We start from the raw sequence: 23,407 nt of genomic DNA on the forward strand, positions 1-23,407 counted from the left end.
GGGTTCAGCCTCCGATTGCGCTCATACTGCGGTCCGGCTGCACGAAGTCCGGTGCGCCGAGGCCGGTGTGGTCCATGCCGTGGGCTTTGGGTTTGACCCACATGGCGTCCTGCCAACGTTGGGCAAGCTCGTCATCCGTTGCGCCCTGGCGAAGCAGTCCGAGGAGGTCGAACTCCTCACGGGAGAAAAGGCAACTCATGATCTTGCCTTCAGCGGTAATGCGGGTCCGGCGGCAGTCTGAACAGAACGGTTCGGTGACCGATGCGATGATACCGACTGTACCGAGGACCGGCCCTGTGGCTTCATCGGTTGCCTGGTCCCGGCGTCGTACTTCAAAACGTTCGGCCGGGGCACCGTCGCGTTCCCGCGGATCCCGGCTGAGGACAAAGTCCTTGGACAGCAGTTCCCGGATTTCAGCCGCAGTGATCATGTTGCGCCGGGTCCAACCGTGGTCCGCGTCCAGCGGCATCTGCTCGATGAAGCGGAGTTCGTATCCACGGTCCAAGGCCCAGGCGAGGAGGTCCGGAGATTCGGCATCGTTGATGCCCCTCATCAGCACGGCATTCAACTTGACCGGACCAAGACCGGCAGCCCAGGCGGCGTCCACGCCGGCGAGGACACGGTCCAGGAAAGGCCGGCGCGTGAGCTTGGTGAAGGTTTCTTCGTGAAGCGAATCAAGGGAGACGTTGATCCGGGTGAGACCCGCGGCCTTGAGGGCAGCGGCCTTCTTGTCCAGGCCCACGCCGTTGGTGGTCATCGAAATGGGAAGTTCGGGGTGCTCGTGCCGGATGCCTGCTATGACGTCCACCAGGTCCGCCCGGACCAACGGCTCACCGCCAGTGAGGCGCAGTTCCCGCACGCCCAGGGCGTTAACGCCTACACGCACAATCCGAATGATTTCGTCTTTGGTCATCACCGCCTGCTTGGAGAGCCATTCCAACCCTTCGGCGGGCATGCAGTACGTACAGCGGAGGTTGCACTTGTCCGTCAGGGACAGGCGCATATCGGTCGCCCGGCGGCCGTAGCGGTCCCACAAGCCCGTGGGCGTCCCAGCCGGACGCGGCGGCGGAACCGGGCCGCCTGCAGCGCTGCCCAAAGGAGGCACAGGCATGCCTAGCTGAACACTCATAAATTCAGGCTACGCCACCATGGCGTGAAGAGTGATACCGGCTACATTCCGTTTCACTCATCGGACGCTTCGTTCAGGTGCCCCGGGACATGTCCGTGCGGTAGGCAGTTCTTACGGAATACGGACATTCGCCCGGAAGTGGCACGTATCCGGTGCCGGGCAGCGCCGGCGTACCTATGCTGAAAGCGTGAGCATGCAATCGGCACCATCAGCGGCAGAGCCTGGCAATCGCCGCATCCTCCTCGTCGAAGACGAGCAGACCATTGCCGATGTTGTCCGCGACTATCTCCTGCAGGCCGGATTCCAAGTGGACATGGCCGGGGACGGGTTCACGGCACTTAGGCTCGCCGCGACGCGCCAGCCGGATCTGGTCATCCTGGACCGTATGTTGCCAGGACTGGACGGTGTGGAAGTGTGTCGCCGGCTCCGCCAAAGCATGAGCGTGCCGGTCATTATGGTGACGGCGCTGGGAACCGAAGATGACCGCATCCTGGGGTTGGAGATGGGCGCGGACGATTATGTCACCAAGCCGTTCTCGCCGCGGGAGCTGGTCCTTCGCGTTAAGTCTGTGCTTCGCCGCAGCGTCAAGGAATTCTCTCCCGAACCACCTGTCGAACTGGCAGGCTTTGAACTGGATCCCGCATCCCGGACCGTCACTCACCGTGGAACGCCGCTGACGTTGACAGTGCGTGAATTCGATCTCCTGGCCTTCATGCTGCGCAGGCCCAACCAGGTTTTCAGCCGGGAAGAACTCATCAAGGCAGTCTGGGGCTGGGACTTTGGCGATCTTTCCACCGTGACCGTCCATGTACGGCGCCTCCGCGAGAAGATCGAGGACAACCCCACCAAACCTGAGCTCCTCAAGACGGTTTGGGGCGTTGGCTACAGATTCGACGCCAAGGAGGATGGCCATGGAGGGTACTGAGCTTGCCACCATCCTTGCCTGGGTGCTCCTGTGGGCAGTGGTTATCGGTGCCATCACGCTGGTGCTGTTACGCGTCCTCCGGCGTGCCTCGGTGCTGGCCCAGATTTGCCTGGTTGTGGTGGCTACCGTGGCTGTCCTTGTGGCAGGCATGGTCAGTGCTTTCAACGCCATGTTCATTTCTGCCCGGGATCTTGAGGTCATGTGGTACATCCTGGCCATGGCTTCAGCAGTTGCAGTGGCGCTATCGCTCGTATTGGGAGCCGGGGTATCCCGGAATGCGGCGCGCCTTGTAGCCGTGGCCAGGAGACTCGGCCGGGGCGAAACCCTGGACCACAACAGTATGGATGGAAAGCGGGCCGAGCCTGCCATGACCTCAGAACTCGCTGAACTGGCCCAGGAACTGGAGGCCAGCAGCCGAAACCTGGCGGAATCGCGGGCAAGGGAAGCCGCCATCGAAACCGCGCGGCGCGAACTCGTCTCGTGGATTTCGCACGACCTCCGCACCCCACTTGCCAGCATGCGCGCCATGACCGAAGCCCTCGAGGACGGCATGGCCGCCGACGTCCCGGAGTATTACCGGAAGATCATCGGGCAGACCGAACAAATGACCGCCATGGTCAACGACCTCCTGGAGTTGTCCAAGATCCAGGCCGGAAGCCTTCGCTTGCGCGCCGAATCGCTGGACCTCTATGACCTTGTCAGCGATGCGTTGTCCGATCTGGCGCCGCTGGCCGCCCAACGCGGCATTACGCTCACCGGCGGCGGAGACCGCGAATGCATGGCCGTAGCCGACGGGCCGAGCATGGCCCGGGCTGTCCGGAACGTGCTGCTCAACGCGATTATTTACAGCAGGCCGGACACCGAGGTACACATCAGCGTTGGGCGTGACAACGGAAACGCTGTGGTCGCCGTGGAAGACCACTGCGGGGGCATCCCGGAGGAGGACCTTCCCCACCTGTTCGAAACCGGCTGGCAAAAGGACCCTTCTCGGGGGAGCCCGTCGGGAGCGCAGGGAAGCTACAGCGGAGCAGGAATCGGATTGAGCATGGTGGCTGGCATCGTGAAAGCGCACGGGGGAGCTGTGAACGTGGAAAACGTCGACGGCGGTTGTCGGTTTGCGCTGTCGCTTCCGGCCGGCTCCCTTCCGGAGGGCTCCCTTGCGGCAGGATCTGCCGTGGATCGCCAAGGAGGCGCAGCATGAGAAAGCCTGGATTCTGGGCAGCGGTTGCCGGGGTGGCTGCCGGGGCAGCAGGCATTGCTGCAGGCGAGTTGAGCGCCGGCTTCCTCAGCCCCCTCGTTTCGCCGGTGACAGCCCTGGGCGGTGCCGTCATCGATTCCGTACCTCCAGGGGTGAAGGACCTCGCCGTGCAGCTCTTCGGGACGGCGGACAAGGTCGTGCTGGTCGCTTCCATCCTGATCGTGGCCGTTGTTCTGGCTGCCCTGGCCGGGATTCTGGAGCGCCGTCGAACCGGACTCGGACTTGTTCTGGCGGCCTTGGCAGGTGCGGCGGGCCTAAGCGCAGTCCTGACCCGTGCCCAAACAACACCGCAAGCCGCCATCGCGCCCATCGTGGCCGCCGTCGTCACCATGCTGCTGCTCCGCATGCTGATTCGCCGGCTGGGCACCTGGGTGCCGCCGCGTGAAGCGTCATCCGGCGTGGTGCCATCTGCTGAAGGGTCAACAGCCACTGCCGCACCCTCGCCGGAGCCTGCCCCTCTGGCAAGGCGGAGCTTCCTGAACGCACTGGCGGTCACATCGATTGCGGCAGCTGTTGGCGGCGTTGTCACCAGTGTCCTCACGCGCGCGACAGCCGTGGCTTCCGGTTTCAGGGGCTCCTTGACGCTGCCAGCGCCAGCGACAACCCAGCAGGCGATCCCTAACGGGGCTTCACTGCCGCTGGAAGGGATCAGCCCCTTGGTGACACCGAACCCTGACTTTTACCGTATCGACACTGCATTGACCGTTCCGGCCATCGACCCTCCACAGTGGAAATTGAAAGTAACCGGAATGGTGGATCGAGAGATTGAACTCGACTTCGCGACGCTCCTCACCAAGCCCATGACGGAACGCCATATCACTATCGCGTGCGTGTCCAATGAAGTGGGCGGCGATCTCATCGGCAATGCCCTGTGGCTCGGCTGGCCTGTGCGGGAGCTCCTGGCCATGGCGGGTCCCAAACCAGGAGCGGACATGGTGCTGTCCACAAGCAACGATGGCTTTACAGCAAGTACGCCGCTGGAAGCGCTCACGGATGACCGCGATGCCCTCCTGGCCGTTGGCATGAATGGCGAGCCGCTGCCCCTGGAACATGGATTCCCAGTGCGGATGATCGTGCCCGGACTCTACGGCTTCGTCTCGGCAACCAAATGGCTCACCGAACTCAAGGTCACCCGATTCGCGGACGATACCGCTTACTGGACTCCCCGCGGCTGGAGTGATCACGGCCCCATCAAGACGCAGTCCCGGATCGACGTACCGCGCAGTGGCCGCACGGTCAAAGCAGGCAAAGTGCAGTTTGGTGGTGTCGCTTGGGCCCAGCACCGCGGTGTTGACCATGTGGAGCTCCGCGTCAACCGTGGTCCTTGGCGCCAGACGATGCTTGCACCGGGGATATCCACGGATACCTGGTACCAGTGGCAGCTGGGACTTGATCTCACGCCCGGCAACTATGAAGTCCAGGTGCGTGCCACTGACTCCACGGGCAAACCACAGACCGAAGACCGGACCCCGGTAGCTCCCGACGGCGCCACCGGGTACCACACCATCAACGTGAAGGTCACTTAAGGCCCTACTCTGGGTACGTCCGGATAATCTCCGGCCCCGAGCGTGACCACACAGCGTGACCACACAGCGTGACCACACAGGAGGATGTCCTTGCCCAGATCCGTTGCTGCCCATCGCGACGCCGTGGTGGAACTACTGAGCGGTCAAGCCGCGACCACGTCAACTGAACAGCTGCCGCTACTGGATGCCCTGGGCAAGGTGCTTGCCGTAGACCTCCACGCGCCACTTTCCCTGCCGCCCTTCGCCAACTCCCAAATGGACGGCTTTGCCGTCAACTCTGCTGACATTCCCGACGGCGGCGCGAAGCTACGCGTGGCGGCACCGGTTCCAGCGGGGGCGGCTCCGGAGGCCTTGAAGCCAGGCTATGCCGTGCCCATCATGACCGGCGCCATGATTCCCGACGGTGCCGACGCCGTGGTTCCCATTGAGCGGGCGCGTCCCAGCACCTTCCCGAATCCTGAGGCCAGGGACGTTGAGGTTGATCTGCCCGCCACTGCTCCGGGCACCTATGTTCGAAACGCCGGCAGCGACATCCAGGAAGGGGAGTTGGCCCTTCCCGCGGGGACCTGTTTAGGACCAGCGCAGCTCGGCTTGTTGGCCGCACTGGGGCTGACCGCCGTCGAAGTCCGCAAGCCATTGCGCGTCCTGCTGGTCACCACGGGCGATGAGGTCCTGGAACCGGGCCGGAATCTCACGCCCGGCAAGATCTACGACTCCAACGGAATCCTCCTGGAAGCATCCATGCGCCAAGCGGGTCTTGACGTGGTACGAAGCGGAATCTCCGATGACGATCCCGCACGATTGCTCGCAGTACTTCGCAACCACGTCGGAAGCGATGACGGCAAGCACCCGGTGGACCTGATCGTGACCACCGGTGGCGTCAGCAAGGGGGCGTACGAGGTTGTCCGCCAAGCCATGGCCGCCCAGCACGTGGAGTTCCTGCCAGTTGCCATGCAGCCCGGCGGCCCACAGGGGATCGGCCGCTTTGAAGGTGTTCCGTTCCTCGGCTTTCCCGGCAACCCTGTCAGCTGCCTTGTCTCCTACGAAATGTTCCTGCGCCCTGCCTTGTCGCTGATCCACGGTGTCCCGGCACCGCGGCCAGTACAGCGGGCACGCTTGGCGGAACCCCTGCGCTCACCCGAGGGCAAGCATCAAGTGCGCCGCGGAACAGTGCTGCCTGACGGCTCCGTTCGAATGGAAGGTGGCGCGGGAAGCCACCTGATGCACGCCTTGGCGCGATCGAACGCCCTGGTGCAGATTCCCAGCGACGTCACGGAACTCGCGGAGGGAAGCGAAGTGGAAGTATGGATGCTGTGAATGAAATTCCCACGAACACGTCCGGCAACAGCGGCGGCCTGACCCATCTCCGGCAAGACGGTACTGCCCAGATGGTGGATGTCTCAGAGAAAGCAGTTACCACCCGTGAGGCAACTGCCACGGCCACGGTGCGCAGCACTGCCGAAGTCCTGGCGCTTCTCGGCACTGGCGAATTACCCAAGGGCGACGCTCTCGCAGTGGCGCGCGTGGCAGGAATTATGGCTGCCAAGAAGACACCCGAACTGATCCCGCTGTGCCACCCCTTGCCGATTTCCAAAGTCACCATCGATTTTGAGCTGGGGGTTGACTCGATCGAAGTACTGGCTACCGTGAAGACCCGCGGTGTCACCGGCGTCGAAATGGAGGCGCTCACCGCTGCTTCCGTAGCAGCGCTGAGCGTCTACGACATGATCAAAGCCGTGGACAAGCACGCAGTCCTGACAGACATCCAGGTGCTGGCAAAAAGCGGTGGCAAGAGTGGGGATTGGAAGCACGGTGATTGGAATCGGGGTAGCTCTGCCCCGAAATCGGCCCCGGAATCCGCCCCTGAAGGAGCCCAAGCATGAGTGCGTGCGAACCCAACGCCCACGGGCCGCGGAAGGCCGGCGTCGTTATCGCCTCCACCCGTGCGGCAGCGGGAATCTACGCCGACGAAACCGGCCCCGTCATCATGGACTGGCTCAAGGAACATGGCTTTGATGCCTTCCCCACCATGGTGGTGCCGGATGGTGAGCCCGTTGGCGCGGCTTTGAGGGCGCTCCTGACGCAGCAGCCCGCTGTCGTCATCACCAGTGGTGGAACAGGCCTGAGCCCGGACGACCAGACGCCGGAAGTGACGTTGCCGCTGCTGGATCGCGAGATTCCGGGCATTATGGAAGGCATTCGGCGGGCGGGCACTGCAAAGACGCCCATGGCAATGCTGAGCCGTGGGCACGCAGGAGCAGCGGGAAAGACATTCATCATTAACTTGCCCGGCTCCCCGAAGGGCGTCATGGATGGATTGACTGTCCTGGATCCGGTGATCGGGCACCTTTGCGATCAATTGGAAGGAAGCCATGGGCACTGAAACAGACTTTGAAGTTGTTAGCGCGGTCCTGAGCGCCGAGCCTATCTCCGTTGACCAGGCAATTGCCGCGGTGGAGTCTGACACCGCCGGGGCAGTAGTCAGCTTCAGCGGCGTGGTGCGCAACCACGATTCCGGTAAGCCCGTGGACCGCCTGAGCTACAGCGCTCATCCCACAGCGCACCGGATCATGTCTGACGTCGTCGCGCAGCTGGTCGCGGAGCACTCCGGCGAAGCAGAGCAACCGGTCAGGATTTGGGCCGCGCACAGGATCGGGATGCTGGAGATCGGTGATCCCGCGCTGGTGTGTGCCGTTGCGGCCGCCCACCGGGGCCAGGCGTTTGCCGTTTGTGCGGAACTCGTGGATCGGGTCAAAGCTCAGGTGCCGATTTGGAAGGAACAGTTCTTCAGCGACGGCACCGTGGAATGGGTCGGGGCCGGGGAGTAGGCGGGAACGGCCCGGGGGAGCGGGAACGGCCCGGGGAGCGGGAACGGCGCGGGGGAGCGGGAACGGTCCAGGAGAGTAAGCGCGGAGTCACGGTTCCTGCCGTACCCCGGCCCGGCGGTAGGGTTAAAGGCATGACCGAACAACTTGCCGTTGCAGTGCTGGGCGCCCACGGGCGCATGGGAATTGAAGCCGTGAAGGCTGTTGAAGCAGCCGACGATATGAAGCTGGTAGCAGCTCTCGGTCGCGGCGATTCCCTGCAGACACTGCTCGACACAGGTGCCAAGTACGTTGTGGACCTGACTGTTCCTGACACTACCGAGGCCAACGTGCGCTTCGCGGTTGAGCATGGCATTCATGCGGTGGTTGGGACCACGGGTTGGGATGGGCAGCGCCTTGGATCGTTGCGAACCCTCTTGGAACAGAAGCCGGAAACAGGCGTTCTGATCGCCCCGAATTTTGCTTTGGGTTCTGTGCTGGCGTCGGCGTTTGCGGCGAAGGCTTCGCAGTACTTCGAGTCCGTGGAGATCATTGAACTGCATCACCCGAACAAGGTAGACGCTCCTTCAGGTACGGCCGTGCGTACGGCACAGCTGATTGCCCAGGCCAGGCAGGAAGCCGGTGTGCCAGCAAGTCCTGACGCTACGGAAACGTCCCTGGACGGCGCCCGGGGCTGCGACGTGGAGGGTGTACGCGTCCACAGCGTGCGGCTCCGCGGGCTGGTGGCGCACCAGGAGGTGCTCTTCGGCGGGCCTGGTGAACAGCTGACTTTGCGCCATGATTCCTTCGACCGTGCCTCGTTCATGCCTGGTGTCCTGCTCGGGCTTCGCAAAGTTGCGGACCACCCAGGCTTGACCGTGGGCCTGGATGGCTACCTGGACCTGGGGCTCTAGGACCATGGGAACTCTTTGGGAGTCTGTGAAGAAGAACCGCACCAAAATCTGGGTTGGTGCCATCACCTTGCTGTTGGTGCTGTATCTGGTGGTTTCCCTCCAGCGGTCCATCCTGTTGCTTGGTGATCCCAATCTGGTGGCAAAGGGCATCGGCGCTGCTTACCTCGTTTTGCCCATGATTGGCGCTTGGGCGCTCATTCGTGAGCTGTTGTTTGGCGCGAGAACCGAACAGATGGCCAAGGTTTTGGAGGCCGAGGGCGGACTGCCTGTGGATACCCTGCCGCGCACGCCCGGTGGCCGCATTGTGCGTGCTGCCGCGGACGCCGAGTTCGAAAAGTACCGTGAGGAGGCCGAGGCAGCGCCGGGGGATTGGCGTTCCTGGTTCCGATTGAGCTGTGCCTACGATGCCTCTGGAGATCGCAAACGTGCCCGCGCTTCAATGCGCGACGCCGTGAAACTGTTCCGTTCTCAGCCCACGGCAGCCGGGCGGTAACTGCCCAAACGCGAGGCCTGGTGTGCCAGCCACTCCAGAGGTCCCCGGCGTCGGAAGAGGGCAAAGCACACGCCGATGCTTACGGCGGCCAGCGCCTGTGTCCAATACATTCCTTCGTCGGTCCACCCCGCTGGCAGTGGCTTGTTGTGGAAACCGGAGACCACCCACACGTGGAGTGAATACAACGTGAGGGTCATGGCACCCGGACCGCTGAGGAGTATGAGGAAGTTGACCTTGATGCGTTCGGCCAGCGTGCCGAGCATCAGGAAGAACCCGACGACGGCGGCCGCCACCCCGCCGGTATGAAGCAGGTCCATGGTGGTGCCGGCATGTGGTGCCGCGCTTGCCAGCCACCACCACGAATCCACCTGCTGCAATCCGGTCAGGTTCACTTGGAGCATGCTCTCGAGCGGGTATCCCCGTGTTCCGGGAAGTGCTTCGAGGGCGGCGCGACCGCCCCATACCTCCATGGCCAGGGTTCCTGCGATTTTCGCCAAAGCGGCCACGGCGAATCCGCAGGTGAAGAGCAGCAACTGGACGTTCGCCGTCGTGAGCGCCAAACGTCCGATCGCCAGTCCGATCAGCAAATAGGCGATCCACTGGAACACGGGGTAGTAGCCAGTGAAGAACAGGTCGGCGACAAGGCGTCCCGGCGTCTCCAGGTCCTCGCTGTTTGGATTGTGGCCCAACTGCAGGGGAGGGGTGGCGTCGAGAAGCCACGGGCGGACGAGGTAGGCGATCAGGGGTGACACCAGGACCCAGCCGAGCGCCCACAAGAAGAGCGCTTTCAGTCGCAATCCCAGAAACGGCAGGATGCACAGGAACAGGACGGCATAGTGCACCAGGATGATTGCGATGTTGACGTCCAGACCCCCAAGCGTCAGCCCGACGACGGCAATCACCAAGGCCCGCATCGCAACACCGCTTCTGGCCGCCCAGAGGTCCATGCCTTGGCGCGGCTCCTGTTTCCCGGTGGTGAGTGCCAACCCGATTCCGGCGAGGACTGCGAACAGCGCAGCGGACCTGCCCGAGAAAACCAGTCCCACCCAGGTGGGTTCCCACTGGGGGGAGGGGCCGAAGGTCGGCATCAGATGCGTGGCCATCATTCCCAGCAGGGCCAGGCCGCGGGCGGCGTCAATGCCCGTAAGGCGGGTGGAGACTTTGCGTCCCCTGGGCACCTTCCGGGCTGGCGCCGTCTCTTGCGAAGTCATGCTGCGATCGTCTCACAAGCGCCTATGGCGCCGCTGTGATGCGGGTTGGAAGCATCTTCGCGGCAGGTGGCTCATAGCGGAATTGCGCGCGGCTCCGGCTCAAGGGCCTTGTCTTCGAATATATGTTCGAATAACATGGCTGCATGAACGATGCTCCAAGTCCTCTGCCTCCAAATCCTCGGCCTCAAAATCCTCGGCAAGGCCTCCACGGACCCATGAAGGCGATGAGTCCGGGTGTGGTCGACTTCCTCTTCAGGCAACTCGTGGCAGGCGAGCCGCCAGAGGACGTCCAGTGGCGCAGCGAGGGCACGGTCCTGATCGAGCAGCCGCCGGGTGCTGAGCTTGCACGTCGCCTGGCTGAAACAGACCTTGAAGCCCTCACACCAAGGGAACTCTTCGACTACGTCCGCGCTTCCCAGCGCTTGGTTGCGTGGGCGGAACAGCTGAAGGAAAAAGCGGTGGCGCAGTATTGCTCGGAGGGGACGGCGAGTTCGGAGGGGACGCTGAAGACGCCCAAGCCCGCATAGTCAGCAGTGCCGATGACGACCATCACGCGGAACCCATTCCCGGAACATGGCCGTGACAAGGTAACGTTTTTCTTATGTCTGACTCCCGCGCCCACATTCCCGCACTTGGTACCCTGTTGACCGCCATGGTCACCCCGTTCACCGAGGATGGCAAGGTCGACTACGACCAAGCTGCAGCATTGGCGGAGAAGCTGGTCCAGGACGGTTGCGACGGACTCGTGGTCACCGGTACCACTGGAGAGACCTCAACCCTTACTGACGAAGAAAACCTCGGCATGTTCCGTGCGGTCAAGGAAGCCGTGGGGGGCAAAGCTGCCATCATTGCCGGAACCGGCACCAATGACACCGCGCACTCGGTGCACCTGTCCCAGCGTGCGGCCCAGATTGGCATCGACGGCCTTCTGATCGTCACTCCTTACTACAACAAGCCCAGCCAGGCCGGCGTTCGGGCCCACTTTGAGACGATTGCGTCCTCTACGGACCTGCCGGTCATGCTCTACGACATCCCCGGACGCTCTTCCATTGCCATCGCTCCCGAGACCATGATTGGGCTTGCGAAGCACCCGAACATCGTGGCCGTGAAGGACGCGAAGGCGGACTTCGCCGCAGCCACCCGCGTCATGGCCGAGACCGATTTGGTCTTTTACTCCGGCGACGACGGCCTCACACTGCAGTGGATGGCGCTCGGCGCCGTAGGGCTCGTGGGCGTAACCACCCACGTGGCCACCCGACGTTTCCGCGAACTCATTGACGCTGTCAATGCCAATGACCTCGCCAAGGCGCGGGCCATCAACTTTGAACTGGAACCCGTGGTGCGTGCAACCATGACGCGGGTCCAAGGCGCTGTAGCCGCCAAGCAGATTCTCAAGTGGCAGGGAGTCCTGCCCAACTCGGTTGTCCGTTTGCCCCTCGTGGAGCCGGACGAGGCCGAGATCCAAACCATCCGCGGGGATTTGGCGGAAGCCGGAATGGACTTCAACGTCTAGGACGGTTCCGCCGGAAAGAAGCACAATATGACCCAAACAGCCCTTCCTGGACTGGTTACTCCGCCGAAACTGCCGCAAGGCACATTGCGGATTGTTCCGCTGGGTGGACTGGGGGAGATAGGCCGCAACATGGCGGTCTTCGAAATCGACGGCAAGTTGCTGATCGTTGACTGCGGCGTACTTTTTCCCGAGGAAACGCAGCCCGGCGTTGATTTGATCCTTCCCGACTTCTCTTACATCGAGGACCGGCTGCAGGATGTTGTTGGTGTGGTGCTCACTCACGGCCACGAAGACCACATCGGTGCTGTTCCCTATCTGCTGCGCCTCAAAGCGGACATCCCTCTGATCGGCTCCCAGTTGACGCTGGCCCTGGTGGAGGCGAAGCTCCAGGAACATCGGATCAAGCCGTACACGCTGACCGTTACCGAGGGCCAGGTGGAGCAGTTCGGCCCGTTTGAATGCGAATTCATCGCAGTGAACCACTCGATCCCGGACGCCTTGGCAGTCTTCATCCGCACCGCGGGCGGCACTGTCCTGCATACGGGCGACTTCAAGATGGACCAACTGCCCTTGGACGGCCGTATCACCGACCTCCGTCACTTCGCCCGCCTGGGCGAAGAAGGAGTGGACCTCTTCATGGCAGACTCCACTAACGCCGACGTTCCCGGGTTCACCACCGCCGAGAAGGAGATCGGCCCCACGCTTGACCGGCTGTTCGGCCAGGCCAAGAAGCGCATCATCGTGGCTTCCTTCTCGTCCCACGTTCACCGCGTCCAACAGGTTCTCGACGCCGCAGCCAAGCATGGCCGCAACGTCGCGTTCGTGGGCCGTTCCATGGTTCGGAACATGGCCATCGCGGCCAAATTGGGGTACCTTGACGTGCCCAACGGGATCCTGGTGGACATCAAGAACATTGACAACCTCCCCGATGACCGGGTGGTCCTCATGTCCACCGGCTCCCAGGGCGAGCCCATGGCGGCACTATCTCGCATGGCCAACGGCGACCACCGCGTGGTTGTCGGCCAGGGCGACACCGTAATCCTGGCCTCCAGCCTCATCCCAGGCAACGAGAACGCAGTCTTCCGCATCATCAACGGCTTGCTGAAGCTCGGTGCCGATGTGATTCACAAGGGAACGGCCAAGGTTCACGTGTCCGGACACGCAGCTGCCGGCGAATTGCTGTACTGCTACAACATCCTTGAGCCCCTCAATGCGATGCCTGTCCACGGTGAAACGCGTCACTTGATTGCCAATGGAAATATCGCCGAAGAATCCGGGGTGCCCTCCGACGGCATCATCCTTAGCGATAATGGCACCGTTATTGACCTGAAGGACCACAAGGCCAACATCGTTGGCCAGGTAGAGGTCGGCTTTGTTTATGTGGACGGTTCCAGCGTGGGTGAAATCACCGATGCGGATCTGAAGGACCGGCGTATCCTCGGCGACGAAGGCTTCATCTCCATCATCACGGTTATTAACCGGACCACCGGCAAGATCGTCTCCGGACCGGAAATCCATGCGCGCGGAGTGGCGGAGGATGACGCCGTCTTCGACGAAATCATTCCCAAGATCAACGCCGCGTTGGAAGAAGCTGTGCTCAACCACGCAGACCACACCAACCACCAGCTGCAGCAGGTAGTGCGCAGGATCATCGGAACATGGGTGAACCGGAAGCTTCGTCGCCGTCCCATGATCATTCCGGTGGTCCTGGAGGCGTAGTCCACCGGCAACATGCATCCCAGGGGGTCTGAAATCCGCGGATTTCGGGCCCCCTTGGGGTAGCGTGGCAAGCATGGCGACCCGTACTTCCTCCACGCCACGAGGCAGCTCCAGTAGTAAATCCGGCGGCACAGGCCGGGGCGCAGCTGCATCCAAARGCACCGCAGCCACGCCCAGGAACGGTCGGGGCAGCAGCGCCCGCACAAAGCAGCCGGCCGCCGTCGAGCCCCATGCGCCGCTGCCCGTGCGCATGCTGGCGGGCGTCTGGCAGGGCATTGGGCACGTAGTTGGCGCAGGAGTCCGCCGGATCGGATACGACGTCAGCGATCTCGATCCCGCCGATCGCCGCGACGGTGCAGCCCTGTTCAACCTCGTGCTGGGAATCGGCATTGCCACCTTCGCTTGGTGGGGCCTGACCGGATGGCTGCCTGACGCCGTCTACAGCGTGGTCAACGGCACTTTCGGCTGGATGTCGCTTGTTTTGCCTTTCATGCTTTTCATCTGCGCTTTCCGCCTCTTCCGCAAACCGCAGGATGGCCGCGGCAACAACCGCGTTGGCATCGGCTTCATGATCATGACTTTTGCCGGTTCCGGCTTGGCCCACATCATCGGGGGCCAGCCCACCGTGGCCGATGGCTTCGATGGGCTGCGCAGGGCGGGCGGAATGCTGGGCTTCCTTGCAGCGTCGCCACTTGCTGCAATTCATGCCGCCGTCCCGGTGATCGTCTACAGCCTGTTGGCCTTCGTGTCAGTGCTGATCGTTACGGCCACGCCGTTCGGGGCGATCCCCTCCAGGATCCGCTCCGCCTACGAGCACCTCATGGGCGTGGACCTCATGGATGCCGAGTCCGGCAAGGATGCCCATGATCGCAGCTACCTCTATGAAAACGGGGCGGTTGCAAAGCCCAAGAAGAAGAAGCGGATGCGCTTCTTCGGCAAGGATGAGGATACCGACGCCGGTTTGGAAGGCTACGTCGGTGACGAAGCCTTTGAGCATGCAATAGTCGACGACGACGAAACTCCCCAAGCATCTGCCCCGCGCGTTCCGCCGGGCGTACGCCGCCCCACCCAAGCCGAGATAGCAGTGGGTAAGATCAAGGCTGCCCAGGGCTTGGGTGCTGCTCCAGGCATCGACAACCCCACAGAGGCCATTCCCGTCCTCACCCCGGAAATGACGGCACCCACAGCGGCGCAGGTTCCGGCCCGGCCAGCAACGCCCCCTCCGCCGCCCACGCCAATTCCGCAGCGTACAGAGCAACTGTCACTGGCCGGGGACGTCACGTACACCCTGCCTGCCTCGGACTTCCTGACACCAGGCTCCATTCCGAAGGAGCGCACCGAAGCGAATGACGCCGTCGTGGCCGCCTTGACGGACACGCTGACGCAGTTCAACGTCGATGCCGCAGTGACTGGCTTCAGCCGAGGCCCAACGGTGACACGCTACGAAATCGAACTGTCTCCCGGCACCAAGGTGGAGCGCGTAACGGCGCTGTCCAAGAACATCTCCTACGCGGTGGCATCCAGCGATGTGCGCATCCTGAGCCCCATTCCCGGCAAGTCCGCAATCGGTATCGAGATTCCCAACACGGACCGCGAAACGGTATCCCTTGGCGATGTGCTGCGGAGCCAGAATGCACGCCGCACCGACCACCCGATGGTCATGGGCGTCGGCAAGGACGTCGAGGGCGGTTATGTCGTCGCCAACCTGGCCAAGATGCCCCACCTCCTGGTGGCCGGTGCTACAGGTGCTGGTAAATCAAGCTTTGTGAACTCCATGATCACCTCGATCCTGATGCGCGCTACGCCTGACGAAGTCCGCATGGTCATGGTGGACCCCAAGCGCGTGGAACTGACTGCGTATGAAGGCGTTCCACACTTGATTACGCCCATCATCACCAATCCCAAGAAGGCGGCCGAAGCCCTGCAGTGGGTGGTTCGGGAGATGGACGCCCGTTATGACGATCTCGCCAACTACGGGTACAAGCACATCGACGACTTCAACAAGGCGGTCAGGGCAGGCAAGGTCACGCCGCCCGTTGACTCCAAGCGAGTCATCAAGCCCTACCCGTACTTGTTGGTCATTGTGGACGAGCTAGCGGACCTCATGATGGTGGCGCCACGCGACGTCGAAGACTCGATCGTCCGCATCACCCAGCTGGCACGTGCCGCCGGCATCCACCTGGTGTTGGCTACGCAGCGGCCATCCGTGGACGTCGTCACGGGCCTCATCAAAGCCAACGTGCCCTCCCGCATGGCGTTCGCCACCTCGTCCGTCACGGACTCCCGCGTGGTGCTGGACCAGCCTGGCGCCGAAAAACTCATTGGCCAGGGCGATGCGCTCTTCCTGCCGATGGGCGCTTCCAAGGCCATGCGTGTGCAGGGTGCCTGGGTGACGGAATCCGAAATCCACAAGGTTGTTGAACATGTCAAGGGCCAGTTGCAGGCGGTGTACCGGGACGACGTCGCTGCTGAAGCCCCGAAGAAACAGATCGACGACGACATCGGAGACGATCTCGAGGTGCTGCTGCAGGCCACCGAATTGGTGGTCACCACGCAGTTCGGTTCCACCTCCATGTTGCAGCGCAAGCTTCGTGTCGGCTTCGCCAAGGCCGGACGCCTCATGGACCTCCTGGAGTCCCGCGGCGTCGTGGGTCCCTCCGAAGGCTCCAAAGCCCGGGATGTCCTGGTTAAGCCGGATGACCTCGCTGCCGTGCTTGCTGCCATGAAGGGACAGGAATCGCCGGCTGCGCCTGACGCCCACACTGCGGCACTGAGCGATAACGCAAACTCCAATATCGCCGTCGGCGGCTATGCCGAGGACCTGGTGGCAGCGGACCTCGACAACCGGACCCAAGCTGTTGAATATTTCGACGGCGCCGACGTCCCCGATGATGAGGACGAGGGCGGCGAGGACGCCTGGTCGCTCACCGGACGGTAGCCTAGAGGGGTGACTACAGCCGAGGGTGACAACGCCACTTCCAGCAGCTCCGACGTCTGGAACCTTCCCAATATCCTCACTATGCTCCGTATCGTCCTGGTTCCTTTTTTCGTCTGGTTCCTGGTGGCGGATGATAACCACCAAGGTATTTGGCGGTGGGCTGCTGTTGTGGCCTTCGCCGTAGCGATCTACACGGACAAGCTCGACGGCGATATCGCCCGTGCCCGTGGCCTCATCACCAACTTCGGCAAGATCGCGGACCCCATTGCCGACAAACTGCTGATCGGCTCAGCGCTGGTGCTCTTGTCCATCCTCGGGGAACTGCCCTGGTGGGTGACTATCCTCATCCTGGTCCGCGAGTGGGGCATCACGGCACTGAGGTTCTTTGTGATCCGATACGGCGTCATGCCGGCTTCCCGCGGCGGAAAGCTCAAGACCGTCATCCAGACAGTGGCCATCTTCCTGTACATCCTGCCGCTTGAGGCCATCGCGCCGTGGCTCGTCATTGTGGCCTTCTGGGTCATGATGGCCGCCCTTGCCATCACACTATGGACCGGAGCGGAGTACGTCGTCCAGGCGCTCCGCCTTCGGGCTGCGGGCCGCCGCGCATGAGCAACCCCGTGGACGCCGCCAAAGCCTCGGAACTAGCGACGGCGGCAGTTGCCTTGGCATTGGGAAAGAGCCTTACCGTTGCCACCGCCGAGTCGCTGACAGCAGGAATGGTGGCGGCCAGCCTGGCCAACACACCCGGTGCGTCCGGAATGTTGCAGGGCGGCGTGATTGCTTATCAGAACTCCGTGAAGGCCTCAATCCTCGGTGTTTCGACGGAGCTGATTTCTGCCGTTGGTTCAGTGGATGGCGGAGTAGCGGCGGCCATGGCCGAAGGTGCCAGGCGCGCCTGTACGGCCGACGTCGGAATATCCACTACCGGCGTGGCTGGTCCGGAGCCCCATGACGGCAAAGCCGTGGGAACCGTCTTCGTCGGCGTCGCCACGAGTAGTGGCACTGGTTCGTTTGAATTCAGCTTTTCGGGGGACAGGCAAAGTATCAGGGAAAAGGCCTGCGAAGCTGCGCTGGCGCATCTGATTGATGCACTGGAAGGGGTTGGTTACCGTTCGTAGAGTAGCCGGGAACAAAAACTCATTGCCAATAGTTGTGTCATTGTGTCGCTTCGGAACAGCCGGGGCGCCTAGGATGTAAAAAACCATACCGGTCCGCCAGCCAGCGAACCGGATGAACGAGGGAGCAAGGCGATACAGATGGTAAAGCAGCCCGTATCCGTAAACGGCGTTGTCCGCTGGAAGGATGTGGGCTTGGCTAAGCAGGCACAGAGCGAACAGAAGGAGCGCAAGATGGTTGTACTACGCCACGAAATCGGTGATGTATTGCGCGATGTCCGCCAGCGTCAGGGCCGAACCCTCCGCGAGGTCTCGCACAGCGCCCGCGTCTCACTCGGATACCTGAGTGAGGTTGAACGCGGCCAAAAGGAGGCTTCTTCCGAGCTCCTGTCCTCTATCTGCACCGCCCTGGACGTTCCGTTGTCCAGCATGCTCCGCGAAGTCAGCGACCGCGTGGCCGTTGCGGAGGGCGTAGCTGTTCCGGACACCGTTCCGCAGGAATTCTCCCAGCGCTACGGTCGCGATCTTGACCTTACCGACGACTTCCCGCAAGGGATGCTCTCCGGGGCCCGGTAACGGTCAGACCAGGAATTGTCACGAAAGGTCCCCAGCCTCTGGCTGGGGACCTTTCGCATTGGTGCTGCTGTCAGTCCTGCGTGGGGTTGGCAGTCTCCCCGGACTCGGTGTCCTTAAGGGTGGTGTCCTTGATGATGCTTTCGCCATAGACGGCGTTGAGCCGGCCCATGTAGTCGGCCAAGGTTTGGACGTCTTCCAGCGGCCACTCACCGAGTCGCTCACGGAACACCTGGCGGCGCGCGTCCTGGACTTGATGCATCTTCTCCTCGCCTTTTTCCGTCAGGCGGATGGACTGAGCCCGTCCGTCCTGTGGATCTGCCTCCTTGTAGACCAGGCCAATACTTTCCAGAAATGCGATCTGGCGGCTCACTGAGGGCTTGCCCACTCCGATGCACGAGGCAAGGTCCGTCAGGCGGATGGGGCCTTCGCGGCGAATGATCGTCAGCAGGCCGTACGCGGCAGGCTCCATGTCGGGGTGGACCTGGCGGGATAACTGATGCGAGATGGAACGGGCACGGCGCCAGAGCAGGCTCAGCTGGTGTTCCACCTGCTGAAGGGCATCGTCTATGGTGTCACCTGGCACGGCCTCGGGGGGCGTGCTCTGGAGAGGATTGCTCATGGCAACCATTCTAGAGTCCGGCGTCGTGAGAGACTCTATCCGTGAGGGCAAGTGACTTCTGGCGTTTAATGGACGATGAATTTGGGGCAGGCTATTCCCGCGTCCTGGCCAATTCCCTGGTGCTGGCCGGCGTGGGAGGGCGGACCGCCGTGGAGGCACTGGCTGCCGGCTACCAGCCCCGGGACGTCTGGCTGGCAATGTGCGAAGTCCAGGATGTACCGCCGGAGCGCAGGCTCGGCCGGGATATCAAGCCTGCGGCGAACTGAAGTCCAGCCACGTTTGCCGAGGGACTTCCAGGCTCCATGGTGGTGACACGCCCGCATGCATTGTTCGAATATCTGTTCGGATGGGGATATGCTCCTGTGAGAGGAAAATTGTTCCTGAAGGACGCATTCCACAGGCAATCGGAGGGCGTGGTTATCCACATAGCCCACGTCGGCTTCAAAAAATGTCAGGGAGCCGTAATAGCGTCTGACATGACAGGAAAGCGGCCATTCAGGCCACTCCACAGCGAGAAAGCATCAGAGGTGTGAACCATGGCGGCAACCCCGGATCGTGAGAAGGCGCTCGAAGCAGCGCTTGCCCAGATCGACAAGCAGTTCGGCAAAGGCTCCATCATGCGCTTGGGTGATGACACCCGCGCACCGATCGAAGTTATTCCGACCGGATCCATTGCACTGGACGTCGCCCTTGGCATTGGTGGCTTGCCCCGAGGCCGCGTCGTGGAGATCTACGGCCCGGAATCCTCTGGTAAGACCACAGTGGCCCTGCACGCTGTAGCCAATGCGCAACGTAACGGTGGCATAGCGGCCTTCATCGACGCCGAGCACGCCTTGGATCCTGACTACGCAGCCAAGCTGGGCGTGGACACGGATGCCTTGCTCGTGTCGCAGCCGGACACAGGTGAGCAGGCCTTGGAAATCATGGACATGCTGGTGGGCTCCGGTTCCCTGGACGTCATCGTCATTGACTCCGTGGCTGCCTTGGTCCCGCGTGCTGAAATCGAGGGCGAGATGGGCGATTCCCACGTCGGCCTGCAAGCGAGGCTCATGAGCCAGGCCCTGCGAAAGATCACCGGCCGCCTGAGCCAGACCAAGACCACCGCCATCTTCATCAACCAGTTGCGTGAGAAGATCGGCGTCTTCTTTGGATCGCCCGAAACCACCACCGGTGGTAAGGCCCTGAAGTTCTACGCCTCAGTGCGCATCGATGTCCGTCGCATTCAGACGCTGAAGGAAGGTGCCGACTCCGTCGGTAACCGCACCAAGGCCAAGATCGTCAAGAACAAGATGGCMCCGCCCTTCAAGATTGCTGAATTCGACATTATTTACGGCCAGGGCATCTCCCGCGAGGGAGGAATCATTGACATGGGCGTCGAGCACGGCATCATCAAGAAGTCCGGCTCGTGGTTCACGTACGACGGCGATCAGCTAGGCCAGGGTATGGAGAATTCACGGCGCTTCCTGCGTGATAACCCGGAGCTGGCCCAGGAACTTGAGCGCCTCATCAAGGAAAAGCTTGGCGTGGGTGTCAAGCCGGAGGCAGATTCCCCGAAGCTGAAGGCCGTTGACGGCTAGGAGCGGGCCGGACCCGGAGTCCTCCGTATCCGGCGATCCTGAGCCTGATCCCGAATCCGTGGCCCGCGCCATCGTCCTGCGGCAATTGACGATGGCGCCACGGAGTCGGCTGCAGCTGTCCCGCAAGCTGGCAGAACGTAATGTTCCCCAAGAGGTTGCAGAGGCCGTGCTGGACCGCTTCGAGGAAGTCCAGCTCATTGATGATGCTGAGTTTGCCAGAATGTGGGTGCGCAGCCGTTCCCAAAGCAGGAAGCTGGCCAAGGGTGCCATTCGTCGTGAGCTGACGGAGAAGGGTATCGATCTCGATGATGCCGAGGAAGCACTCTCACAGCTCAGCGATGAAGATGAGGAAATCGCCGCCCGCGAGCTTGTGGAGCGCAAACTGAGGCCCGGCATGGATCTCTCGGACCGCGCAGAACGTGACAAGTACACCCGCAGGCTGGCGTCCATGCTGGCACGGAAGGGCTATGCCCCTTCAATGGCCTTCCGGATCGTCGGTGAGGTACTTGCCCAAGCCGGTACCCTTGAGTAGTGAGTTTGACCATTCCTTCCCCCTCAGCAGAATCCACGCCTTCGGCCCTGGCATTGGCAACCAGTGCTGATGCCCAAGTGACGGATGCCTCTGCCCCGTTTGAGCCTGCCCCGTTTGAACCGAGGACGTATCAGGTCCGGACTTTCGGCTGCCAGATGAACGTCCACGATTCCGAACGTATGGCCGGCCTCCTTGAGGACGCCGGCTACGTGCCCGCGGACGGTGAGGTTGCGGACATTGTGGTGTTCAACACGTGCGCCGTTCGGGAAAATGCCGACAACAAGCTCTATGGAAACCTTGGCCAGCTTCGGCAGGTCAAAGCAGCCCACCCTGGCATGCAGATCGCTGTTGGTGGCTGCCTCGCCCAGAAGGACCGGGAAACCATCGTCAAGAAGGCTCCTTGGGTTGACGCTGTCTTTGGCACCCACAACGTAGGCGCACTTCCGGCACTGCTGAAGCGGGCGCGGCACAACAACGAGGCCCAACTCGAAATCCTGGAATCGCTGGACGTCTTTCCCTCCACCCTTCCCACCAAGCGCGACTCCGTCTATTCCGGCTGGGTTTCGATTTCAGTAGGGTGCAACAACACCTGCACGTTCTGCATCGTGCCATCGCTCCGTGGCAAGGAGAAGGACCGTCGTCCCGGCGAAATCCTGGCTGAAATTAAGGCCTTGGTGGACGACGGCGCCGTGGAAGTGACGTTGCTGGGCCAGAATGTGAATTCCTACGGCGTTGAGTTCGGTGACCGATTGGCCTTCTCAAAGCTTCTCCGTGCCTGTGGGGACATCGAGGGCCTTGAGCGCGTACGCTTCACCAGCCCGCACCCTGCCGCATTTACGGACGACGTCATCGATGCGATGGCCGAGACACCCAACGTGATGCCCCAGTTGCACATGCCCCTTCAATCGGGCTCGGACAAGGTCCTCAAGGATATGCGGCGCTCGTACCGCTCCAGCAAGTTCCTTGGCATCCTGGACAAGGTGCGTGAGCGGATCCCCAACGCGGCGATCACTACGGACATCATTGTTGGCTTCCCCGGAGAAACCGAGGAGGATTTCCAAGCGACGCTTGACGTCGTCGAGAAATCGCGGTTTGCCTCAGCCTTCACCTTCCAGTACTCCAAACGGCCTGGTACGCCTGCTGCCGAGCTCCCGGAGCAACTTCCCAAAGCAGTGGTCCAGGAGCGTTTTGAACGTCTGACCGCCCTGCAGGACCGTATTGCCGCGGAGGAGAACGCCAAGCAGCTGGGTCGCCGTGTGGAAATCCTGGTGACAGCGCAGTCCGGCCGTAAAGCAGAGGAAACGCACCGGTTGTCTGGCCGTTCCAAGGATCAGCGACTCGTTCATTTCTCAGTACCTGACGGTGCGCAAACCCCTCGCCCCGGGGACTTTGTCACCGTGACCATTACCGAAGCCGCGGCATTTCACCTGGTTGCCGATCCTGCAAGCCTGGACGATTACATGTTGCGCCGGTCGAGGGCGGGTGACGCCTGGGATCGCTCGCAGGCAGATTCCTGCGGTGTTCCCAGTGCTGGTGCGGCCTCGGGCAAGAAGGGCGTGTCCTTGGGCATGCCGTCGCTGCCTGTTCGCGGCGCCTGACGTCGATTATTCGAGATCGAATGGCCCTCTCCCATGCCGCGCCGCCGGTGATTGCCGTCGTCGGGCCAACCGGGTCCGGTAAATCGGACCTGGCCGTCGAGCTGGCCCTTGCACTCAATGGCGAGGTCATCAACGCTGACGCCCTGCAGTTCTATCGCGGCATGGACATAGGTACGGCCAAGATCACTGTGGACGAACGCAAGGGCGTGCCACATCATCTGCTGGACACAAAGGACGTCACGGAGGAAGCCAGCGTGGCGGACTTCCAAGCGGAATGCCGCGCCGTCATCAATGACATCCACGCCCGGGGCAAGCGGGCCATCATGGTGGGCGGCTCTGGCCTCTACGTGCGGGCCGCCCTGGATGTACTGGAGTTCCCCGGCAGGGACCCCGACTTGCGAAAACGGCTTGAGGACGAATGGGAAACCTTCGGTCTGGCGCCGTTGCGGGCCCGGCTTGAAAAGGTGGATCCCGTCTCGGCAGGCCGTCTGGGGGATGCCCGGCGGGTGATCAGGGCCCTGGAGGTTTACGGAATGACAGGACGCCCGTTCAGCTCGTTCATGCCACAACGCGAGTACTTCCAGCCGGCCCTGCAGATTGGCCTGTCTGTGGACCGCGAGGTCCTGCGGGAGCGGCTGGCGATCCGCGTACACCGGATGGTGGATGCGGGGTTGCTGCAGGAAGTGGAACGGCTTGATGCGGCTGGCCTGCGACGCGGCAAGACAGCCTCGCGTGCACTGGGATATGCACAGTTCCTCAGGGTGCTCGACGCCGAAGTCAGCGTCCCGGAGGCAGCTGAAGAAACCATTGTGGCCACGAGGCAGTTCGCCCGGCGACAATTGACGTGGTTTCGGGCCGATCCGCGGATCGCGTGGCTCGATTGGCAGGATTCGGAGCTCGTGTCCAAAGCAGTCGCGCTGGCCTAGCCGGGCTGGCGCTCACTACAGCAATTTCTGG

At 62.3% G+C, this 23,407-nt stretch carries 24 protein-coding genes; 21 read left to right on the top strand and 3 right to left on the bottom strand.

Annotation, left to right across the window (positions count from 1 at the left end):
• Positions 1–4 precede the first annotated feature (4 nt).
• Positions 5–1,129 carry a GTP 3',8-cyclase MoaA gene (gene moaA / locus AB4Y87_RS18640; protein WP_442005779.1) on the bottom strand — a complete coding sequence of 375 codons (1,125 nt, stop codon included), beginning with the start codon at positions 1,127–1,129 and terminating at the stop codon, positions 5–7.
• A 193-nt stretch (positions 1,130–1,322) separates the two neighbouring features.
• Here moaA and AB4Y87_RS18645 point away from each other — a divergent pair, with 193 nt between their 5' ends.
• The 9 genes from AB4Y87_RS18645 (at position 1,323) to AB4Y87_RS18685 (ending at position 9,049) form a co-directional block, all read left to right on the top strand.
• Positions 1,323–2,054 (top strand): response regulator transcription factor, encoded by a 732-nt coding sequence (locus AB4Y87_RS18645; RefSeq protein WP_442005839.1) that lies wholly within the window; start codon positions 1,323–1,325, stop codon positions 2,052–2,054.
• Positions 2,041–3,255: a sensor histidine kinase gene (locus AB4Y87_RS18650; protein WP_442005780.1), complete on the top strand. Its 1,215-nt coding sequence runs from the start codon at positions 2,041–2,043 to the stop codon at positions 3,253–3,255. Before AB4Y87_RS18645 ends, AB4Y87_RS18650 begins: the two co-directional genes overlap by 14 nt.
• Entirely contained in the window at positions 3,252–4,838 is a 1,587-nt protein-coding gene (locus tag AB4Y87_RS18655) for a molybdopterin-dependent oxidoreductase (protein WP_442005781.1), read from the top strand. The genes AB4Y87_RS18650 and AB4Y87_RS18655 overlap by 4 nt, the downstream gene beginning before the upstream one ends.
• 84 nt (positions 4,839–4,922) lie before the next feature.
• Positions 4,923–6,155 carry a molybdopterin molybdotransferase MoeA gene (locus tag AB4Y87_RS18660; RefSeq protein WP_442005782.1) on the top strand — a complete coding sequence of 411 codons (1,233 nt, stop codon included), beginning with the start codon at positions 4,923–4,925 and terminating at the stop codon, positions 6,153–6,155.
• Complete coding sequence (moaC, locus tag AB4Y87_RS18665) at positions 6,143–6,721, top strand: cyclic pyranopterin monophosphate synthase MoaC (RefSeq protein WP_442005783.1); 579 nt, start codon at positions 6,143–6,145, stop codon at positions 6,719–6,721. Before AB4Y87_RS18660 ends, moaC begins: the two co-directional genes overlap by 13 nt.
• Complete coding sequence (locus AB4Y87_RS18670) at positions 6,718–7,221, top strand: MogA/MoaB family molybdenum cofactor biosynthesis protein (protein WP_442005784.1); 504 nt, start codon at positions 6,718–6,720, stop codon at positions 7,219–7,221. Before moaC ends, AB4Y87_RS18670 begins: the two co-directional genes overlap by 4 nt.
• Entirely contained in the window at positions 7,211–7,666 is a 456-nt protein-coding gene (locus AB4Y87_RS18675; protein WP_442005785.1) for a molybdenum cofactor biosynthesis protein MoaE, read from the top strand. The genes AB4Y87_RS18670 and AB4Y87_RS18675 overlap by 11 nt, the downstream gene beginning before the upstream one ends.
• A gap of 131 nt (positions 7,667–7,797) precedes the next feature.
• Positions 7,798–8,556, top strand: coding sequence for a 4-hydroxy-tetrahydrodipicolinate reductase (gene dapB, locus AB4Y87_RS18680; RefSeq protein WP_442005786.1), 759 nt, complete (start codon positions 7,798–7,800; stop codon positions 8,554–8,556).
• Positions 8,557–8,560: 4 nt separating this feature from the next.
• Complete coding sequence (locus AB4Y87_RS18685; RefSeq protein ID WP_442005787.1) at positions 8,561–9,049, top strand: hypothetical protein; 489 nt, start codon at positions 8,561–8,563, stop codon at positions 9,047–9,049.
• Here the strand turns inward: AB4Y87_RS18685 and AB4Y87_RS18690 are convergent.
• Complete coding sequence (locus AB4Y87_RS18690; protein WP_442005788.1) at positions 9,025–10,260, bottom strand: heparan-alpha-glucosaminide N-acetyltransferase domain-containing protein; 1,236 nt, start codon at positions 10,258–10,260, stop codon at positions 9,025–9,027. The genes AB4Y87_RS18685 and AB4Y87_RS18690 overlap by 25 nt on opposite strands.
• Positions 10,261–10,475: 215 nt before the next feature.
• Between AB4Y87_RS18690 and AB4Y87_RS18695 the strand changes: the two genes are divergently transcribed.
• The 7 genes from AB4Y87_RS18695 to AB4Y87_RS18725 all read left to right on the top strand — a co-directional run bounded on the left by AB4Y87_RS18695 (position 10,476) and on the right by AB4Y87_RS18725 (position 18,124).
• Positions 10,476–10,787: a hypothetical protein gene (locus AB4Y87_RS18695; protein ID WP_442005789.1), complete on the top strand. Its 312-nt coding sequence runs from the start codon at positions 10,476–10,478 to the stop codon at positions 10,785–10,787.
• 74 nt (positions 10,788–10,861) lie between these two features.
• Entirely contained in the window at positions 10,862–11,773 is a 912-nt protein-coding gene (gene dapA / locus AB4Y87_RS18700) for a 4-hydroxy-tetrahydrodipicolinate synthase (RefSeq protein ID WP_223936573.1), read from the top strand.
• Between the two features lie 27 nt (positions 11,774–11,800).
• Positions 11,801–13,492, top strand: a complete 1,692-nt coding sequence (locus AB4Y87_RS18705; protein ID WP_442005790.1) for a ribonuclease J — start codon at positions 11,801–11,803, stop codon at positions 13,490–13,492.
• 73 nt (positions 13,493–13,565) lie between these two features.
• The gene (locus AB4Y87_RS18710) at positions 13,566–16,430 is read left to right on the top strand and encodes a DNA translocase FtsK (protein ID WP_442005791.1); all 2,865 of its coding nucleotides are present in this window, start codon (positions 13,566–13,568) and stop codon (positions 16,428–16,430) included.
• Positions 16,431–16,439: 9 nt separating this feature from the next.
• Positions 16,440–17,042, top strand: coding sequence for a CDP-diacylglycerol--glycerol-3-phosphate 3-phosphatidyltransferase (gene pgsA, locus AB4Y87_RS18715; RefSeq protein WP_442005792.1), 603 nt, complete (start codon positions 16,440–16,442; stop codon positions 17,040–17,042).
• The gene (locus AB4Y87_RS18720; protein ID WP_442005793.1) at positions 17,039–17,551 is read left to right on the top strand and encodes a CinA family protein; all 513 of its coding nucleotides are present in this window, start codon (positions 17,039–17,041) and stop codon (positions 17,549–17,551) included. The genes pgsA and AB4Y87_RS18720 overlap by 4 nt, the downstream gene beginning before the upstream one ends.
• A 138-nt stretch (positions 17,552–17,689) precedes the next feature.
• Positions 17,690–18,124 carry a helix-turn-helix domain-containing protein gene (locus tag AB4Y87_RS18725; protein ID WP_216925260.1) on the top strand — a complete coding sequence of 145 codons (435 nt, stop codon included), beginning with the start codon at positions 17,690–17,692 and terminating at the stop codon, positions 18,122–18,124.
• A 70-nt stretch (positions 18,125–18,194) separates the two neighbouring features.
• Here the strand turns inward: AB4Y87_RS18725 and AB4Y87_RS18730 are convergent, their stop codons facing one another.
• On the bottom strand, positions 18,195–18,752 hold the full coding sequence (locus tag AB4Y87_RS18730) for a MarR family winged helix-turn-helix transcriptional regulator (RefSeq protein WP_442005794.1): 558 nt from the start codon (positions 18,750–18,752) through the stop codon (positions 18,195–18,197).
• A gap of 32 nt (positions 18,753–18,784) precedes the next feature.
• On the opposite strand from AB4Y87_RS18730, the gene AB4Y87_RS18735 reads away from it, so the two are divergent.
• From AB4Y87_RS18735 to miaA, 5 genes are all read left to right on the top strand, one after another.
• On the top strand, positions 18,785–19,009 hold the full coding sequence (locus AB4Y87_RS18735; RefSeq protein WP_442005795.1) for a DUF3046 domain-containing protein: 225 nt from the start codon (positions 18,785–18,787) through the stop codon (positions 19,007–19,009).
• Between the two features lie 270 nt (positions 19,010–19,279).
• Positions 19,280–20,320 carry a recombinase RecA gene (gene recA / locus AB4Y87_RS18740; RefSeq protein ID WP_223936581.1) on the top strand — a complete coding sequence of 347 codons (1,041 nt, stop codon included), beginning with the start codon at positions 19,280–19,282 and terminating at the stop codon, positions 20,318–20,320.
• Positions 20,310–20,852 (top strand): regulatory protein RecX, encoded by a 543-nt coding sequence (locus tag AB4Y87_RS18745; protein WP_442005796.1) that lies wholly within the window; start codon positions 20,310–20,312, stop codon positions 20,850–20,852. Before recA ends, AB4Y87_RS18745 begins: the two co-directional genes overlap by 11 nt.
• Positions 20,852–22,450 (top strand): tRNA (N6-isopentenyl adenosine(37)-C2)-methylthiotransferase MiaB, encoded by a 1,599-nt coding sequence (miaB, locus tag AB4Y87_RS18750; protein ID WP_442005797.1) that lies wholly within the window; start codon positions 20,852–20,854, stop codon positions 22,448–22,450. Before AB4Y87_RS18745 ends, miaB begins: the two co-directional genes overlap by 1 nt.
• A 20-nt stretch (positions 22,451–22,470) precedes the next feature.
• Positions 22,471–23,376, top strand: coding sequence for a tRNA (adenosine(37)-N6)-dimethylallyltransferase MiaA (gene miaA, locus AB4Y87_RS18755; RefSeq protein ID WP_442005798.1), 906 nt, complete (start codon positions 22,471–22,473; stop codon positions 23,374–23,376).
• The last annotated feature ends 31 nt before the right edge of the window (positions 23,377–23,407 follow it).

This window comes from Paenarthrobacter sp. RAF54_2 (assembly GCF_052113945.1).
In the GTDB taxonomy this organism is placed as follows: Bacteria; Actinomycetota; Actinomycetes; order Actinomycetales; family Micrococcaceae; genus Arthrobacter.